A 17,443-nucleotide genomic window follows, 5' to 3' on the forward strand; every position below is an offset into this window, starting at 1 on the left:
AAAAAGTCTGGGGTTACGATTTTATGGGCGAGTGAAACATTATTGAAGTGTATATTAGTGCGTTACGGATTAAGTTAGAAGCAAGTAACTCAAAACGCCTGCTGCATACTGTTCGGGGAGTTGGATATGTGCTTCGAGAGCAAAAGTGATGAGGGGCGGATTTACAAATACTTGGGATATGAAGTATGGATAATGGTCAACCCGCTCATATTATACTACCTATTTTTTTATCCCAAATAGACCTATAAATCCGGTCGTTCCTGATAATCTTCCGCAGAACTAGGGTCTAATTCCCAGCGACTTTCATCTCGATGTTCAAGCATATTTGTTGTGTTCAAAATAGCGCCATCGGCCATCTCTATGCCCGCAGCGGCTCCGAGTTCGTCAACCATATCCATGTCGGGAGTAGGCGCTGTTCCGCCCACCGATTGCTCGCCAGTGGCACTTTCTTGTTCCGCAGCAGGATCGCCATCCTCGCCGCCGATTTGGGAAGTTGTGGAAGAGTATTCCGAACTGCTGTCCTGCAGGGTTGTTATGTCGTCTTGGCTCGCTCCCGGTTGATCGATGACGCCGGTACCGTAAGATTCGGTAATTTCTTGAGGCAATTCGCCCAAATTATCGCGTTCTGTTGTTGTTTTTTCGTTGCTTTTCTTTTGCTGTGCCACGATACTTGCTCCTGTTTGTTTTTGAACTACATTAAATTAAAGATGTCCGAATTTGGCTTTAACAGAATTGTTTTTATTATATTGCCATTGGCTATAATTAAGTGGTATTATAATTGCTATTTCAGCTTTTAGCTTCTATCCCAGGAAATATATTGAGTCGGCTCAGCTATTTCATTGGGAATACAAAAAGCGATCGCCCTTTTGCAACGGGCGATCGCTTTTTAATGGGGAGGGTAATTCTATTCAGGAAAATCAGGAATTATCCATTTGGGGGGTTCCATCCGTTTCCTTCTCACCGCTTCCTCTGCTATTTCTAGCATTTTATCCAGAGAAGTATTTTCAATAAAGTTGGACGTTGCTTCTGCGTATTCCCGCTTCGGGCACTTGTCGCCCAGAACGCAGCCATTGACGCAAGCTACAGCACAATCGACAGTGTTCTCCACCATAACTTTTTTCCTTTCACATTTCCAACAACTAATAGGCAGGTACTCTGGGTTAATTTGTCAAGAGACTGCTCTATATCTTTATTTTACTTCACAAATTGTCATCAAAGGTCGATCGCCAGGGCAAAACTGTTATAAAATCAAAGCAACCTACCTAATCTGCCGATCGTGAACAATTTTCTGCGGCGCTTAAAACTTTTACCTTGGCGAGAAATGCTGCAAATTGCCGCCCTCGTCAACTCAATCGTGATTGGACTAGAGCTATTTTTAGCCTGGGGTTTCACGCAATCGCGGGCAATCCGCAACGGGGTGACGCTTCTCTACGGTTCCTCCCTCGGGATATTGATACCTTTTGCAGCAGCAGTGGGAATGGGAGCTTTAGCAGTGTACTTTTTAGAGTATTGGCAACAACAATTTTTGCTCAACCGAATTAGTTTGTGGGTTTTAGTTTTGTGCCTGCTCTTGGGTTTGGTTTTAAAATCATTCCTACCCATACCTGCTTCTTTAGCAAGTTTATCAGAAACTGCACTAATAGGAATTACGGTGGGAGTTTTTTGGAAGGGCCGACCTTATTGGCGATAGTCATGCCATTTTAGATTTTAGATTTTAGATTTTAGATTGGCTATGACTGACGAAGCTCGTGGTTTTGAGCTTGTCTACAGTTGTATTTTTTTTTGAAAATAGTATCATCAGTCAGCGGTCATTGGTTATTAGTCTATATGTAGGGTGCGCAATGCGCACCTTACCGCTTAAATCAAGAAATTTCCTCTTCCTTCTCCCCTCTTTCTTATTCCTGACATCCGTTAAATCCGTTACATAATCCGTTGCCGAACTTCCTTCTTCTTATGGCAGCCAAAAATCTGGAATGAATGTTTTAATCAAACTGCGAGTAAACTGATTAATCTTTCTCCCGATTTGAATGTGCGGTTCGTCAGCTTCCACAGGAATAATTGCCGCTTTGTTTCCGATGCCGAAACGCGAAATTACCAAATTTGCCGCCTCCAAACCAGTAACATAAGCTTTTTCCTGCGACCAAGAACCGTGGCGGGTCACAACCCAATCGCCGCTCATCAATACATTATCGTAACTTGTTACCGCAGGCAACAAATACTGATAGCTGCCAGGGGCAAAATGCGTCACCGCCCGCGACAGCCGAATCGCGCTGCTGTCAATTACTTTTGCCTCCCGAAAAGCCGGAATGCAAGTCGCTAAATCCCGCTGAACTAGGGAAAAAATTTCCTCATCTTTCAGGGGAATTAATTGATTTGCGTGATAAAAGTCAGCTTCGACAACTGTTCCCGGCTCGTTTCTAAATTCGTCGTGCAAAGCATTCAAATCAAAAAATGTCCAACCTGTAGTTGAACTAAATCCAAAACAGGCATTAGAAGGCAGGGGAATGTCAATTTTCCTGTCAAACCACAGGCGAACAGCTAACACGTCAACGGCACCCAAATTCATCGCGTCCCGAAACTCTTGGCGGCTTTGCAAAGCGGGGCTGCTGCTGATAATTTTTTGCATTCCCGTGACGCCAACTGCAAAAATAACTGCATCTGCATCGAAGGTTTCTTCGCCGCAAACAACGCCAGTTGCTTGATTGTTGCTGTCAACAATCAAATCAGTAACTCGTTGGTTTGTCAATACTTTTGCACCGAGTTTTTCCAGGCGTTCGACCCAGGGACGAAAGATTTTTTCTCCGACTGTTCCGCGACACCAAACTACATCAAAATCCGGTTGGTGTGCTAATATGAAATAATAGAGCATTCCCAAAGCTGCGGCAGCAGAACACTGTTCTCCTGGTGCAAATAAACCTACTAATAACATCGGTTCAAAAGCATCGCGGTACAGTCTTGCAGAAACGCCAAACTGTTTGAACAATTCGCGGGCTGTGACGCGATCGTACCTGCGCCAAGCTTCGTCGGAATTGTCGAAATCTAGGACGGCGTAGAGTAAGGGTAAGGCTGAAAGCCGATCGACTAATGGCAGCCTTTTAAATCGCGTGTAAAGAAAGGTTCCTAACGGTGTGGGAAGCCGCGGTTCGTCCTGAAAAATCGGCGATTCTACTTCCAATCCGGCGGGTGAATACTGACAAGAACGAGTCCAAGGCGTGAAGGGATCGAGTCCTAATTCCTTGACTAAGGAAAAGATGTTTTTGTAGGGATACCAGAAGCCATGAATCCCAGCTTCTACGGAACGCCCGCCGACGGTTTTCCACCCTGCAACTAAGCCTCCCGGATAGGGGCCGGCTTCTAACAGGGTGACATCATAGCCTTGCTGGGCTAGGTGATAGGTAGCGCCTAAACCGGCCCATCCTGCACCGACGACGACTATTTTTGGGGTTGACGATTGTGCTGACATTGCGTACCTCTTGATAATTTATTAATGATGACATAATTCATAAAATCCGGATTTGATATAAAATGTGTTGGATTATGTGCTAAATTTCGCTTGAGTGAATAATGAGTGTCAAAAACCGCCAGCAAACTAACCTGTTGCTGCTATTATTTCCCGCTACGGCATGGCTGATGGTTTTCTTCATTTTGCCCGTGCTAATTGTACTGTTGTACAGTTTTTTAGAACGCGGTACTTACGGGGGCGTTACTTGGATATTTACTCTCAGCAACTACCAGCGTTTGTTCAGCGGACTTTTTTTAGGAGTAATTGGGCGATCGCTCTGGCTGGCTTTTCTAACAACAGCCGCTTGCTTGTTAGTTGGCTATCCCCTAGCATTCTTCATCGCCACCCGTTCTCCCCGCTGGCGAAATGCTTTGCTTTTGCTGGTAATTATTCCATTTTGGACTAATTTTTTAGTGAGAACCTACGCCTGGATCATACTCCTGCGTAGCGAAGGAGTAGTTAACACAGCCTTGCAAAGCCTGCAAATTATTAGCGAACCGTTAAACTTGCTTTTTACGCCTTTCGCTGTGGCGATCGGTCTTATTTACGGCTATTTACCTTTCATGGTTCTGCCTTTATATTCTAGCATAGAACGCTTCAATTTTTCATTGGTAGAAGCCGCTCACGATTTAGGGGCAAATGACATCCGCACTTTTTGGCGCGTATTTTTACCATTAACAAGTCGCGGCATTGTGGCAGGTTCGATTCTGGTTTTTGTTCCCGCAGTCGGCGCTTTCATCACACCGGATATATTGGGCGGTTCTAAAACAGTTATGGTCGGAAATTTGATTCAAAATCAGTTTATGAAAGCTCGCGACTGGCCTTTTGGCTCAGCGCTTTCTATGCTGTTGACGGTAATCATATTGATTCCTGTGTTAATTTACTTCCGCGTGTCTGACGAACCTCAATAAGGTAAGGTGTACATTAATCGGTGCACTCTGCATTTAGGTTAAAATGCGCTAATTATTAATGACTGATGACTAAAACAAAACTAGACTTGCTCGTGCGGGCGATCGGCAAAAAGTGGCTTTGGGTACAAGCTGCACTAGCATTTGCCTTTCTTTACTTGCCAATTCTCATCTTAATTATTTACTCCTTTAACGCCTCCAGATTCAATGCCGTTTGGCGCGGCTTTACCCTCGATTGGTACCGCAGTTTGTTTAGCAATGCAGGCGCGACGATTGCTACGAGTAGCAGCGCCGGAATCTTGACAGCCCTCAACAACAGCTTGCTAATTGCAGCTATTTCGACTCTGTTAGCAACCGTTTTTGGTACAACCATCGCGCTAGCATTGGAACGATTTCATTTCCCCGGGCGCAAAGCAGTAGAAGCTTTACTGTTTTTGCCGATTATCATGCCCGAAATTACGATCGGCATTTCGCTGCTAGTTTTCTTTACCCTAGTATTTCGGATCGTAGAAAATCTCACGGGAATTCGCCTCAACCTCGGCTTACCTACTGTAATTATCGGTCATGTTGTCTTTAATATTTCCTTTGTGACTATTACTGTCAGAGCGCGTTTGGCGGAACTAGATCCTCAATTAGAACAAGCAGCTTTTGACTTGGGTGCTAACGAATGGCTGACTTTTTGGCGGATCACTCTCCCTCTAATTTGGCCCGCTATTTTCAGCGCGGCACTGCTGGCTTTTACTCTGTCGCTGGACGATTTTGTCGTGACATTCTTTACCACCGGCGTCGGTTCGGTGACACTGCCGCTATTTGTTTACGGCATGATAAAATTTGCAGTAACGCCAGCGATTAATGCCATTTCAACTTTGATGTTGTTCGCTTCCTTATTGCTGGTTTTATCATCGTTAAAAGTTCAGAAAAGTTAAAAAAATAGCTTTCTGTGTCATAATTATTGTCGTCTGCAACTAACACAACCTATGAAACGCCTGCTGACTTTCCTAATTTTGTTTGTGATGAGTGCAACGGTGGCTTTCGGCTGTAGCCCCACAGGTGGGAACCAGCAGCAAGTCCTCAGCATTTACAATTATGCAAGTTATATCGCCCCAGAAGCGATCGCCCAATTCGAGAAAGAGAACAATGTTAAAATTCAATACGACACTTTCGAGAGCAGCGACGCACTCTATGCCAAACTCAAACAGGGAAACCCCGGTTACGACTTAATATTTCCCGCCGATTACATGGTGAAAATCATGATCGCAGAAAATATAATTGAGCCGCTGAATTTAAACAATATTCCCAACCAAAAAAACCTCGAACCTAAGTTTATCAATCAAGCTTTTGACCCGGGGAATAAATATTCCCTGCCCTACCAGTGGGGAACGATGGGAATTGGCTACAACGTGAAAACCACCAACGGCGATATCAACAGTTGGGCGGCGATGTTCGATTCTAAATATACCGGAAAAGTGGCGTGGCAAGATGATGCCAGATACACATTTGCAGTAGTTTTAATGTATTTAGGATTTGACCCAAATACAACCAATCCCGAAGAGATTAACAAAGCCCGCGATTTGCTGATTAAAAGTAAAAATATCATTGCCGCTTTTGTCCCGGATACTGGTCAAAATCTGCTGGATCAAGGAGAAGTAAATCTGACAATGGAATGGAGCGGTGATATTTTCCAAGTGATGACAGAAAATCCCAATATCCGTTACGCTATTCCCCAAGAAGGAACAATCATTTTTTCTGACAACATGGCAATTCCCAAAGGTGCGCCCCAAAAAGAGTTAGCAGAGAAATTTATTAACTTTATTTTGGAGCCAGAAGTAGGAGCCCAAATTTCCAATTTTATCCACTATGGCTCGCCAAACAAAGCAGCAATCGATCGAGGTTTAATCGACCAGAAAGATTTGAAAAATCCTCAAATTTACCCGCCGTCTGAGGTGTTTGGCAAAATGAAATTATTGGAGGATGTCGGGAAAGCAACCGCATTGTACGATCGAGCTTGGACGGAAGTTAAAGCTGGAGCCGGAAAGTAGATATAAAACAGGTTTCTGCCGGGGCTGGTTTACTTAAATTTTGAGTGGTTTGTATTGGAGTTGCACCATCGTCAAGAACGGGCAAGATGCCCGTTCCACAAGAAAATTAAGTTTTGTGGAACGGGCATCTTGCCCGTTCCTAAACAAGTAATTGAGAATGGTGCAAGATATCAGTTTAACCGGACTCGAACTCAGATTTTTATTACTCCCAAATACTAACACAATGCACGCCGTCGAAGTTTTAGAAGTTTCCAAAGTATTTAAAAGCGCCCGCAGTCAAGATTTCTTAGCTGTAGACAACATCAACCTGCAAATTTACGATCGCGAATTCTTTTCTTTACTCGGCCCTTCCGGCTGCGGCAAAACTACAACTTTGCGAATGATCGCCGGTTTTGAAATGCCCACAGCGGGCGAAATTTACATTCACGGCCAACCGATGCAAAATCGCCCGCCATTTCACCGCCCAGTAAATACGGTATTTCAAAACTATGCTTTATTTCCGCACATGACAGTAGCACAAAATGCCGCTTTTGGGTTGGAAATGGAGAATTTGCCACAGAAAACAATTCGCGATCGCGTTGCTGAAGCCTTAGCATTAGTACAGTTAACCGATGTAGAAAAACGCTATCCCCGCCAACTGTCAGGGGGACAGCAGCAGCGAGTAGCGCTAGCAAGAGCATTAGTCAAACAGCCGTCTGTTTTGCTGTTGGATGAACCTTTAGGAGCGCTGGATTTAAAATTGCGCAAAGAGATGCAATTAGAATTAAAAAAAATGCAGCGAAAATTGGGAATTACGTTTATTTATGTGACTCACGATCAGGAAGAAGCACTAACAATGTCGGACAGAATTGCAGTGATGGGTGGAGGAAAACTGCAACAAGTCGGGACGCCTGTTGATATTTATGAATATCCTAAAACGCGGTTTGTTGCTGATTTTATTGGCGACAGCAATTTTTTAAGTGGTCGAGTAATAGAAAAGCCACACGGTCAAATAATCGTGTTGGTTGACCAGCAGTTGCCCGTGTTAGTTGCCACAGCAGAAGATATGCCCATTGGGAAAGTTGTCACCCTGGTGCTGCGGCCCGAAAAAGCTGCTATTTATCCGGCTAATTATGAGGCTGAAAATAGCTGGCCGGGAATAGTAGAAGAGGCGATTTATATTGGCACTGACACGCGCTATACGGTACGGTTGACTGCTAAAAGTTCGATCGCCCTTCGCCGACAAAACTTGCACAGAGATGACTTGCAGCGATACCAAGTCGGCGACAGCGTTCGAGTCGCCGTGCCGCCGGAAAGTATCTGTATTTTATAGCAGCAGGAAGAAGGCAGACACGACACGAATTTTCACACGAATGCAGGTATTATAGCGGCACTCAGGAGTTATGAGTATAGCACTGACACATCAATACCAAAGAAAACGGGTTTTTCAGTAGGTAAACTGATCTATTTCTACTGCTCCAAGTGCTTTTAAGGTTGATTTTTGAGCATCGGTTAGACCCGTAACACCTATAATATTCATACCTTCGTAAAGCCTGGGCGATCGCATTTTTTTTACACATTCTCCTGTCTCCATTTCCCACAGCTTAATAGTTCCATCGGCACTGCCGCTGGCTATGGTTTTACCATCGAGAGAAATTGCGATCGCCCATATCTGAGACGAATCATTCTGTAACATTTTCACACATTCCCCGGAGCACACATCCCACAACCGGATCGTTTTATCGTGACTGCCACTGACCAAAATTCGCCCATCTGGACTAAACCGGACGCACCATACCAAAGCCTTGTGTCCCTCGAAGGTTTTCAGACATTCTCCCGACTCAATATCCCACAGTTTTATCGTTTTGTCGTCACTGCTGGTTGCTAAAATCTTTCCATCCGGACTGAAAGCAACTGAAAACAGCAAACTGGTATGACCTGAAAGGGTTTTGAAACATTCCCCAGAGCAAACATCCCACAATCTCACCAGCCTATCATCGCTGCCACTGGCTAAAATTGTGCCATCTGGACTGAAAGCAATTGACCAAGCACGACAACAATCTGACAAAATTTGGTAACATTCACCAGTCCGAACATTCCATAATCGGAGATTGTGAAAATTATCGCTACTTGCTAATGTGCGACCATCTGGACTGAAACTAACAGAAAATACAAAGTTGTTGGCAATGCTTTTACCTTCCTGCATTACCCGCAGCAATTGACCCGTAGCGACATCCCACAAACGGATAATGCCACGACTACTGCTGCTAGCAAGCACTTGACCATCTGGACTGAAGGCAACACACCAAACCCAATTTGTATGTCCTGGCAGTGTTTTGCTGCATTTACCAGATTGCACGTCCCATAATTTGAGCGTTGTGTCATCGCTACCGCTGGCTAAAAACTGCCCATCTGGACTAAAAACAAGCGATTTAATCCCAGCGCTGTAGCCATACAAAGTTCTCAATGATTCTCCTGTTTGCGTATTCCAGAGGGTAACGGTGCAATCTAAGCTACCACTTGCCAAAGTATGACCTTGCGGGTGAAATGCGATCGACCATATCCAACCGCAGTGTTTCTGCATAACTTGGCAACACCGTCCAGTCGCAACATCCCAGAGTCGCACTGTGCAATCATAGCTGGCACTGGCGATCGCACAACCATCTGGACTAAATGCCACTCCTACGACAGGATCGGTATGCGCCCGCAGAATCTTTAAACATTGTCTCGTAGAAATATCCCACAAACGAACCGTACAGTCCCAACTGCCGCTAACCAAGGTTTGACCGTCTGGACTAAAAGCGATCGATCGAATGATGTGTGTATGCCCTTCCAATGTGTTAATAACTTCCCCAGTTTCAAGCTGCCATAATTTTATAGTTTTGTCGTAACTACAACTCACCAAAAGCTTACCATCTGGACTAAAAATCACCGTCGTTACAAAATTCGCGTGTCCCTGAAGCGTATTTAAACATTCACCAGTTGCCACATCCCACAACTTAATTGTGCAGTCCCAACTCCCAGTAGCTAAGGTTCGACCATCGGGACTAAATGCAACGGAACCTACCCATCCGGTATGCTCTGTTAATGTTTGAATACACTCACCCGTAGCCAAATCCCATAACTTGACGATGTGGTCAAAAGATGCACTTGCTAAAGTTTGATTGTTGGGACTGAAAGCGACACCAGCAATCCAACTGGTGTGTCCTTCACAGGTGAGAAAATCTCGATAATCTTGGGTGCGGCAGACTCGAATTTTACTATCGAGGTTGCCAACTGCCAAAAAATTACCATCTGGGCTAAAGGCAACAGATATAGCTCCATTTGAATTACTGGTAAGGACGGATTTAGACAGATCGGAATTAGCAAAGTTAACTCCATGCAAGTTTGTACCAATGAGATAAGCTTGCCAAATGCTCAAGTTCGAGAAATCATAGTTGCTTAATTCTATTTTCTGTTGAAGTAACAGATTAATCAGATTTCCACCACCATATCCAACTGAATTAGGAAATTGCGCTCGCAGACAAAACAAAACTTGATTTAGTTGATATTCAAAATCTTTCTTAGATCGCAATTCCCCCATTATTCGTTCAGCCAGCGGTGCTAAAATTAATCGAGTTTGGCTTTCGCGAATGTAATCTTTTGCTTCTGCTTTGATTAGCGCATGGGTGACGAATAAATCGAGATTTTTTGACTTAATTTCCCGCTCAAATCCTTCGATTAACTGTTCGGTAACATACTCCATTACCACAGGTTGTAAGCTGAATTTTCCGGCATTCTTCTCGATTAGCGATCGCCGGCTCAGAGATGACAAAGCATCCAGCAGTTTAGATTGTGAAGGGATAGAAACAAAATCTGCCCGTAAGTCGGTTAGAGAAATCCATTCTCGATCGATCGCCAGCCAATACATCACCTGCTTTTCCAAGTCGGACAACCGCCGAAATTGTCCGTCGAGCAGAATATTGATATCTCCAAACGCGATCGCTCCATGCTCCAAAAAGTTGGTAATATTGCCGTCAAATAAATCTAGAACAGTTGTCGAGACAATTTTGAGTACCAGTGGATTGCCGCAATAATGTTGAGTTAAATTTATCCAATCGGTTGCTGTTTCGGAAAAACAGCTATTGGCTTGTAAAATTTCTTGCACTTCCAAGGAACTTAACCCGATTAAGGGTAAGGTTCGCACAGGTGAGGTTTCGCCTTCCAACGACATCAAAGCTGTGGGTTTTTCCCGACTTGTCAAGACAAGACAACTAGAATGGCATTCGCTTCCCACTCGTCTGAGAACTTCCTCGTAGCCCTCATAGCCTTCTCGGTATTGCCCTGCTTCGGATATTGCGCCATCCGCACCCCCTAGAATCGCATCAAAATTATCCAGGATCAAAAGACAGCGTGAGGAGCGTAAATACCCCATCAGTTGAGAGACTTGAGCCTCAAGCGATGTCGGGAGTGCTATTTCTTGTTGGTTAGATAGAATTTGAATCAGCGTTGATAATACGTCCTCAAGCGGTGGTGCATTGCGCAAGGAATACCAGATGAGAAAGTCAAATTCATTTTGAAGTGCGATCGCTACTTTTGCAGCCAATGAGGTTTTGCCAATTCCACCCATTCCTACCAAGCCAACCAAACGACAGGAGTCGGTAAGAATCCATTGTTGCAGTCGCACTAATTCCTGATTTCGACCGTAGAATGTGGAGACATCAACCATTTCTCCCCAGTGGCGGTGCGCGGCAATTTCTTGTTGTTGAGCTTGCTGTTGCAGCGGTGGTATTTTTTCTATCTCTGTGTTCAGTAATTCTACGGTTGTCTGACGCGATCGCCGTCCTATGACTGCTTGAAGATTGCTTTTAGTAACCTTTTCTCCAAGTTCAGCACTGAGTAGCTGCCATAACTTGTAACCCACGTCCTTAATATAACTAGGGTCATAGCCAGCGCGATCTGCAATATCTAAATAAGATAGCCCTTCCCAAGATTCGCGAAATACAATCTCTTGGATGTTGCTGAGGGAAGTTGGGGCGATCGCTGTATCTAAAATTCTCAGCGCTTCTTCCACAGTCATAACTTTACAGCACCTCTAATTTAGTCTCCTGAGATCTTGCGGTTATTCGCGTGAGAAGGGTTAAGAGGGCCCATCACACAAGAAAAATTAACCTCTTGTGGGGTAGGCGTCTCCCCGGCTTAGTCTATGGATGCAAAATCTGAGTCTTCTTACTTTAACAAGACTTTTCGAGATTTTTCTGAAAATAGCACTCTCAACAGTTACAGCAGATTTCAGGTAAGGTGCACAGATAGAGGACACGGCAGTGCCGTTTCCCTACAGCGATCGATTTCCGGGGTAAGTAACCCGGATTTAGTATTAGGCACCAATACCAAAGAAACCGGGTTTTTTATCCTTACTGCGGTTGGCAGCGAAGGATTTTCGTCCATCAACCCGGTTTCCGATCGCTCGTGCGAAAGTCGTATGACTTTTTCAGACTATTTTTTCCTGACTTTTTACGACTTTTTCTTGTCGTCGAACTGATACCGATTGTTTAACTTGGGTTTATAGCAAAACAAAGTCTTGCAATTTCAACAACAAGACTCGCTCAATTCCCAATCACCTATTTGGGTGATTGTCTTTAAACAACAGGAGAAAGTAACATGGCAAACATCACAGGTACCGAAGGCAATGACAAGCGGATCGGCACATTTGAGAATGACATAATCAGTGGCCTTGGAGGAAACGACACTCTTCAAGGTGGCTTTGGTAATGACCAACTGTTTGGTGGCTTGGGTGATGACCAACTGTTTGGTGAGAATGGTAATGACCAACTGTTTGGTAGCTCAGGCCGTGACCAACTGTTTGGTCTTGGTGGTAATGACGTACTGTCTGGTGGCTCAGGTAATGATGTACTGATTGGCATTGGACCTTTTTTTGAGAATGAATTTGACACCCTGACAGGTGGCAGTGGGGCAGATATATTTGTCATTGGTCTGGCCCAGGGCCCCTTTGGCTACAGCGGGCTTGACCATGCTATAATTCGCGATTTTAACTCGTTTGACGGTGACAGAATTGCCGTCCAAGGTAGCGTCTCAGATTACCGATTTGTGTCTAACCAAAATGTTTCTGGTGGTGCAGCAAACGATACGCAAATATTCAAAGGCAATGACCTATTTGCCATTGTTGACGACAAATTTGTGTCGAGTTCTAACTTGTTTACCAATACAGGCAATAACCTCTTCTAGGCTGGCGATCGCAAATCAATCAAAACCTTACTGATTGGATCGCAATCCTATTTGAGAGGTGCATCACTCGCAGGCTAACTGGAACTTCTCCCTATGGGGGAAGTTCCGATTAAAAAGAGTCAAAAATTATCGATCGAAGATGTCGAACTACCGAGTCGGAGTTGAGAGCCTCCGCGCTTTTAGCCCGAGGGTGAAAACAAGAGAAAGACTTTTGTAGTTATGCACATCCAACAAGTTCCCAAACTCGCAAACTTTTAAGGTGGGGGAATTTCGGGTTCTGGGGAAGGCGCGGGAATCTCCGCAGGAGTTGGTTCTGGCGACGGCGAAGAAGTTTCCGCTTCGGGCAACGGAATTTCCGCAGGACTCGATTCCGGCGACGGCGAGAGACTCTCGGCCCCAGGGGAGGGAATCTCAGAAGGACTCGATTCGGGGGACGGCGAGGGACTCTCCGAAGGACTCGGGGCGGGAGTTTCCGGCGGTGGCGGAAGTTGTGCGGGATCTGGCTGGGGGCTTTGGAGGCTTTGCACCCACAAACCTAAAGCACCGCAGGCTAACATCAGCCCCAACAGCCCCAGCAGGGGCAGCAAAAGCTTGAACTTCGGTTTTTGAACAGGTTCCGGGGCGAGGGGAGTTTCGGGGTACAACAACTGTTTGGACGATTCAGAAAGCTGAGATTCTGGAATCTTCCCGGACTTCTGGAGGGACCGCGGCAGGGACGGCGGCAGCGACACCGAGGCTGACACCGGCGCTGATGCCGGCGCTGACGCCACGGCCGGATGGAACAGTACCAATCTCTCCGGCGACATCCGACAGTGAGTCGCCACCACAGAGGTGTTGTCATAACCGTTTTTCTCGTTGGCGAGGCGAATCCAAGACTGAACCGCGGCTTCCAAAGACATTTTGCCCTCAAGCACCTCTGGGCCGTAATTCTCCCAATACTGCTCTACCAAGTCGTTGTCGCTCAAACCGTCGGAACACAGCAGCAGTAAGCCTTCCTCTTCGACAATAAATCGCTGAATCGTCGGGCGCAGGAAATCGGCGTCCCGCGTGCCCAAAGCTTGAGTCAAGGCTCCTGCATCCGATCGCAGTTGAGTCTCCCAGTATAAACTGTGTCCTAGCTGGACTTCCCTTGAGGCTACGTCGTCGTCCACACTCAGGCGGTGACAGTAATTTTTGCCAATCCAATAAGCGCGGCTGTCTCCAACATTGACCAAATAAAGTTCGTGACTGTTATTCGAGGGCAAATCCTCGGAAATTTTCAGTTTTTGAGGCAACTGGAGGGCCATCACCAAAGTCGTCCCCATCCGCTGCCGCAACTCTTTTCCCTGCTCGTTATTTTGAGCGGAAATCACATTATTCACAACTCTCACTATTTCTTCGAGTTGCTTAATTACCATTGGTGGCGTCATCAACTCTTCTTGTTGAGCGATTTCTGCGAGCAAATTTTGGATTAAAGCTTTCAGGGACTGCACGGCTAATTGACTGGCAACTTCTCCTCCTTCGTGGCCTCCAACCCCGTCGCAAACCATTGTCAAATAAGGAATTAATTTGTCATTCCCTGAAGTTTTGCTCGATTGAAAATCCGCAGCAGTCGGATAGCAACTGTCTTCATTTTGGGAGCGCTGCGGGCCGGTATCAGTCATGCCGACTACTTCTAAGTGCAGGGGCAATTTAGCGGCTTGTTCTAACAGTAAATCGTTGAGTTCCAGGGCCAGCGCCTCCAAATTCATGCTGCTGCGGCGCATAAACTGACAAATCTCTCCGAGTCTCGACTGCACCTCGGGTTGCGCGGATTCCACCAAACCTGACCACACATCTCCCAAATCCCGCAGCGTCGGTACAAAATTGCCCCGGTGCAGTTCCAGCAGGCGTACCCGCCAACCTTCCACCCGCAAATTTTCCGGTACCAGCAAACTCGAAGCGACTCCCTGTTCCGACAGCGGCGTCCACAGTTGGAGCATTTGCCACAGCCAGTAAACTTGGCGCGCGGCTGTTGTCCCAGACCAAGCTTCTAAAATAGAAGGATACAGGCGACCGAAATTATTGATGGGCACATTTTCTAACAACACCACCTCTGACGCTTCCGGTGCTTCCCCCAAAGAACAAAAACCGTATACTTCAGGCGTATGCAGCCGTTGGGGATACAAATGCAGGTAAGGCATAATCCTATCCGGCAGTTGTTCTGGGACGCTTGGAGGCAAAGCTGGACGGCTGTCGAGCCAGATTTGGGGTGCAATGACAAAATATCGATCGGCTATTACCTTACCCGCCGGCACTTCCTCGGCTGCTTGTCCCACGGCCCACAAATATCGATAAATTAAATCGGTTTCGCAAGCTGCACAGTGCTGGCGGCCAAAGGTATTGCGTGGCTCGGCACAGCTAAGATTCGGGCAATAAATGGGTTCGGAGAAACTGCTGATCATATCGAAATAATTTGTGTAAAAACATTCTGAAGATATATGATTCGCAAGCCCAAATTCATGAGCTTGAGAATAAACTGATTTTAGCCCCTATCAATTTCTTAACTGCCTTTGGGCCCCTAGAAATTGTAGTTTCTGCCAGTCTGCACCGGCTAAAATTGTAATCTAAGTTACTAAACTCTGACTTGGAGTACGATGGAAGCCTCAACCTGATACTGCGGCGCGAAAAATCGCTCTGAGGGTCCGCAAGTCGCAAACCCTTGCAGAGTCTGTTGTTTGCATTTCTTAAATCTTAAATTTCCAATCTAAGATCTAAATAGTATCACCTATTCTTTTTATGATCTGGACTCCCACGCTTCTTTGGCTGCTAGCTGGGTCTTTGCTCTGTTTGGCAGAGCTATTTCTCCCGACTGCTTTTGTCGCTTTTATGATGGGACTGAGCGCCTTCGCCGTAGCTGGATGCTCTCTAGTTCTACCTTACGTTAATTTACAAATATTTCTGTGGATGGTATTTTCGACAGTTTTTGTGCTGCTGTCCCGGCGGTTGATACCAAAAGGCAAGGCAAGGGCGATCGCAGATTCTCAGGAAGCAAAAACTTTAACAGAAATTCCCCCCGGAGAAGCCGGCCGAGTCATTTATGAGGGGAATTCTTGGCAAGCTCGCTGCGAAGATACCAACGCCACCATCCCTCCCAACCAAAACGTAATTGTCGTGGGACGAAAAGGCACTACTCTGATAGTTTTGCCAGAACATTTATTGCATTCTTAAAAAAAATGCGTAATTAATCACAGACAATTAGTAGTTAGTCATCAGTCATTAGTCATAAGTCATCATTAGTCATTAGTTTTTAGTCAACAGTCAACATTTATAGGAGGCGACCGTGGAACAAATTTTTTTACTTGTATTTTTAGCTTTAGGCGGCTCAGCCCTCGCAGGTTCCGTCAAAATTATCAATCAGGGAAATGAAGCGCTGGTGGAAACTTTAGGTAAATACAGCGGCAAAAAACTAGAACCCGGTTTGAATTTTGTCACGCCATTTCTCGATCGCGTCGTTTACGAGCAAACAATTCGGGAAAAAGTCTTAGATATTCCCCCGCAAGCTTGTATTACCCGCGACAACGTTTCCTTTACCGTTGATGCTGTGGTTTACTGGCGGATTGTAGACTTGGAAAAAGCTTGTTACAAAGTAGAAAATCTCCAGTCAGCAATGGTAAATATGGTGCTGACTCAAATTCGCGCCGAAATGGGTCAACTCGACCTCGAACAAACCTTTACTGCTCGTTCTCAAATTAATGAAATCTTGCTCAGAGATTTAGATATTGTTACCGATCCTTGGGGAGTGAAAGTAACGCGGGTAGAATTGCGCGATATTATCCCTTCTAAAACTGTACAGGAATCGATGGAATTGCAGATGGCAGCCGATCGGCGGAAGCGGGCGGCAATTTTGACATCCGAGGGTGAACGCGAGTCAGCAGTTAACAGCGCCAAAGGTAAAGCAGAAGCGCAAGTTCTGGATGCAGAAGCGCGCCAAAAAGCGACTATTTTGGAGGCGGAAGCTCAACAAAAGGCGATCGTCCTGAAAGCTCAAGCAGAACGCCAAAGTCAGGTTTTGAAAGCTCAAGCTACTTCTGAGGCTTTGCAAATAATCGCCAAAACTCTGCAAAATGACCCCACTGCCCGGGAAGCTTTACAATTTTTGTTAGCTCAAAACTATCTGGATATGGGCTTGAAAATTGGCAGCAGCGACAGCAGCAAGGTGATGTTTATGGACCCGCGCAGCATTCCCGCTACGATGGAGGGATTGCGATCGATTGTTGGGGAAGGTAATAAGGCTGATTAGCCAGTTGGCAGTTGACAGTTAACTGTTAACTGCTGACTATTTTCATTACCTATTACCTATTACTAAATTTAAGATTCTTGAGCCAAAGTACACCGATCGCACAATCCGAAAAACTCCAAAGTGTGATAATAAATCTTGAAAGAATGAGATTGTTGTAGTTGGCTTTCTAAGTGGTGAACCGGGCATTCGTCGATCGTAATTGAGGCGCCGCATTCCAGACAAGTTAAGTGGTGTTGATCTTGGTGGGCGGCACCGTAGAGAGACTCGCCACTAGCGAGGGTTCTGACGTGAACGAACCCCTCTCGCTTTAAACCGTCGAGGGAGCGGTAAACGGTTGCTAAGCCCATGCTTTGGTCGCTGTTACGCAGTTCTAAGTAGATATCTTGCGCTGAGAGCGATCGATTCAGGACTTTGAGCAAGTTTAAAATACGCTCCTGACTGCGGGTGTGGTTGGTTCTCATAATTTTTTTCTCGAATCTGCTGGAATCAAATTTGTCCCTATTTCTAGGCTATCTCACTTGGGGGAGTT

General features: G+C 45.6%; 16 protein-coding genes. 10 read left to right on the plus strand and 6 right to left on the minus strand.

Annotated features, from left to right (window positions below):
• Nucleotides 1–47 precede the first annotated feature (47 nt).
• Complete coding sequence (locus tag QUB30_RS06405) at nt 48–149, plus strand: winged helix-turn-helix domain-containing protein (protein ID WP_333330735.1); 102 nt, start codon at nt 48–50, stop codon at nt 147–149.
• Between the two features lie 93 nt (nt 150–242).
• Here QUB30_RS06405 and QUB30_RS06410 read toward each other — a convergent pair whose 3' ends face one another.
• Together QUB30_RS06410 and QUB30_RS06415 are read right to left on the minus strand one after the other, a co-directional pair.
• Nucleotides 243–665 (minus strand): DUF6335 family protein, encoded by a 423-nt coding sequence (locus tag QUB30_RS06410; RefSeq protein ID WP_333330739.1) that lies wholly within the window; start codon nt 663–665, stop codon nt 243–245.
• Between the two features lie 239 nt (nt 666–904).
• Nucleotides 905–1,111 carry a hypothetical protein gene (locus QUB30_RS06415; RefSeq protein ID WP_333330742.1) on the minus strand — a complete coding sequence of 69 codons (207 nt, stop codon included), beginning with the start codon at nt 1,109–1,111 and terminating at the stop codon, nt 905–907.
• A 165-nt stretch (nt 1,112–1,276) separates the two neighbouring features.
• Here QUB30_RS06415 and QUB30_RS06420 point away from each other — a divergent pair, with 165 nt between their 5' ends.
• A complete protein-coding gene (locus QUB30_RS06420; RefSeq protein WP_333330744.1) occupies nt 1,277–1,690 on the plus strand; it encodes a peptide chain release factor 1 in 414 nt (137 codons plus the stop codon).
• Between the two features lie 261 nt (nt 1,691–1,951).
• Here QUB30_RS06420 and QUB30_RS06425 read toward each other — a convergent pair whose 3' ends face one another.
• Nucleotides 1,952–3,463: an FAD-dependent oxidoreductase gene (locus tag QUB30_RS06425; protein ID WP_333330748.1), complete on the minus strand. Its 1,512-nt coding sequence runs from the start codon at nt 3,461–3,463 to the stop codon at nt 1,952–1,954.
• Nucleotides 3,464–3,564: 101 nt separating this feature from the next.
• On the opposite strand from QUB30_RS06425, the gene QUB30_RS06430 reads away from it, so the two are divergent.
• The 4 genes from QUB30_RS06430 to QUB30_RS06445 all read left to right on the plus strand — a co-directional run bounded on the left by QUB30_RS06430 (nt 3,565) and on the right by QUB30_RS06445 (nt 7,761).
• Nucleotides 3,565–4,413: an ABC transporter permease gene (locus QUB30_RS06430; protein ID WP_333330751.1), complete on the plus strand. Its 849-nt coding sequence runs from the start codon at nt 3,565–3,567 to the stop codon at nt 4,411–4,413.
• A 65-nt stretch (nt 4,414–4,478) separates the two neighbouring features.
• Complete coding sequence (locus QUB30_RS06435; RefSeq protein WP_333330754.1) at nt 4,479–5,336, plus strand: ABC transporter permease; 858 nt, start codon at nt 4,479–4,481, stop codon at nt 5,334–5,336.
• A 51-nt stretch (nt 5,337–5,387) separates the two neighbouring features.
• A complete protein-coding gene (locus QUB30_RS06440) occupies nt 5,388–6,449 on the plus strand; it encodes a spermidine/putrescine ABC transporter substrate-binding protein (protein WP_333330757.1) in 1,062 nt (353 codons plus the stop codon).
• Nucleotides 6,450–6,672: 223 nt separating this feature from the next.
• Nucleotides 6,673–7,761: an ABC transporter ATP-binding protein gene (locus QUB30_RS06445; protein ID WP_333330961.1), complete on the plus strand. Its 1,089-nt coding sequence runs from the start codon at nt 6,673–6,675 to the stop codon at nt 7,759–7,761.
• 114 nt (nt 7,762–7,875) lie between these two features.
• Here QUB30_RS06445 and QUB30_RS06450 read toward each other — a convergent pair whose 3' ends face one another.
• On the minus strand, nt 7,876–11,487 hold the full coding sequence (locus tag QUB30_RS06450) for a WD40 domain-containing protein (protein WP_333330761.1): 3,612 nt from the start codon (nt 11,485–11,487) through the stop codon (nt 7,876–7,878).
• Between the two features lie 126 nt (nt 11,488–11,613).
• Between QUB30_RS06450 and QUB30_RS06455 the strand changes: the two genes are divergently transcribed.
• Nucleotides 11,614–11,949 carry a hypothetical protein gene (locus QUB30_RS06455; protein ID WP_333330764.1) on the plus strand — a complete coding sequence of 112 codons (336 nt, stop codon included), beginning with the start codon at nt 11,614–11,616 and terminating at the stop codon, nt 11,947–11,949.
• A 119-nt stretch (nt 11,950–12,068) separates the two neighbouring features.
• Nucleotides 12,069–12,653, plus strand: coding sequence for a calcium-binding protein (locus tag QUB30_RS06460; protein ID WP_333330767.1), 585 nt, complete (start codon nt 12,069–12,071; stop codon nt 12,651–12,653).
• A 254-nt stretch (nt 12,654–12,907) separates the two neighbouring features.
• On the opposite strand, the gene QUB30_RS06465 is transcribed toward QUB30_RS06460, so the two are convergent.
• Nucleotides 12,908–15,076, minus strand: a complete 2,169-nt coding sequence (locus QUB30_RS06465) for a protein phosphatase 2C domain-containing protein (RefSeq protein ID WP_333330771.1) — start codon at nt 15,074–15,076, stop codon at nt 12,908–12,910.
• 334 nt (nt 15,077–15,410) lie between these two features.
• Here QUB30_RS06465 and QUB30_RS06470 point away from each other — a divergent pair, with 334 nt between their 5' ends.
• On the plus strand, nt 15,411–15,842 hold the full coding sequence (locus tag QUB30_RS06470; protein WP_333237466.1) for an NfeD family protein: 432 nt from the start codon (nt 15,411–15,413) through the stop codon (nt 15,840–15,842).
• Nucleotides 15,843–15,954: 112 nt separating this feature from the next.
• Nucleotides 15,955–16,914 carry an SPFH domain-containing protein gene (locus QUB30_RS06475; protein WP_333330775.1) on the plus strand — a complete coding sequence of 320 codons (960 nt, stop codon included), beginning with the start codon at nt 15,955–15,957 and terminating at the stop codon, nt 16,912–16,914.
• 68 nt (nt 16,915–16,982) lie between these two features.
• Here QUB30_RS06475 and QUB30_RS06480 read toward each other — a convergent pair whose 3' ends face one another.
• On the minus strand, nt 16,983–17,375 hold the full coding sequence (locus tag QUB30_RS06480; RefSeq protein ID WP_172184862.1) for a Fur family transcriptional regulator: 393 nt from the start codon (nt 17,373–17,375) through the stop codon (nt 16,983–16,985).
• Nucleotides 17,376–17,443: the final 68 nt, after the last annotated feature.

This window comes from Microcoleus sp. BROC3 (assembly GCF_036702515.1).
In the GTDB taxonomy this organism is placed as follows: domain Bacteria; phylum Cyanobacteriota; class Cyanobacteriia; order Cyanobacteriales; family Microcoleaceae; genus Microcoleus.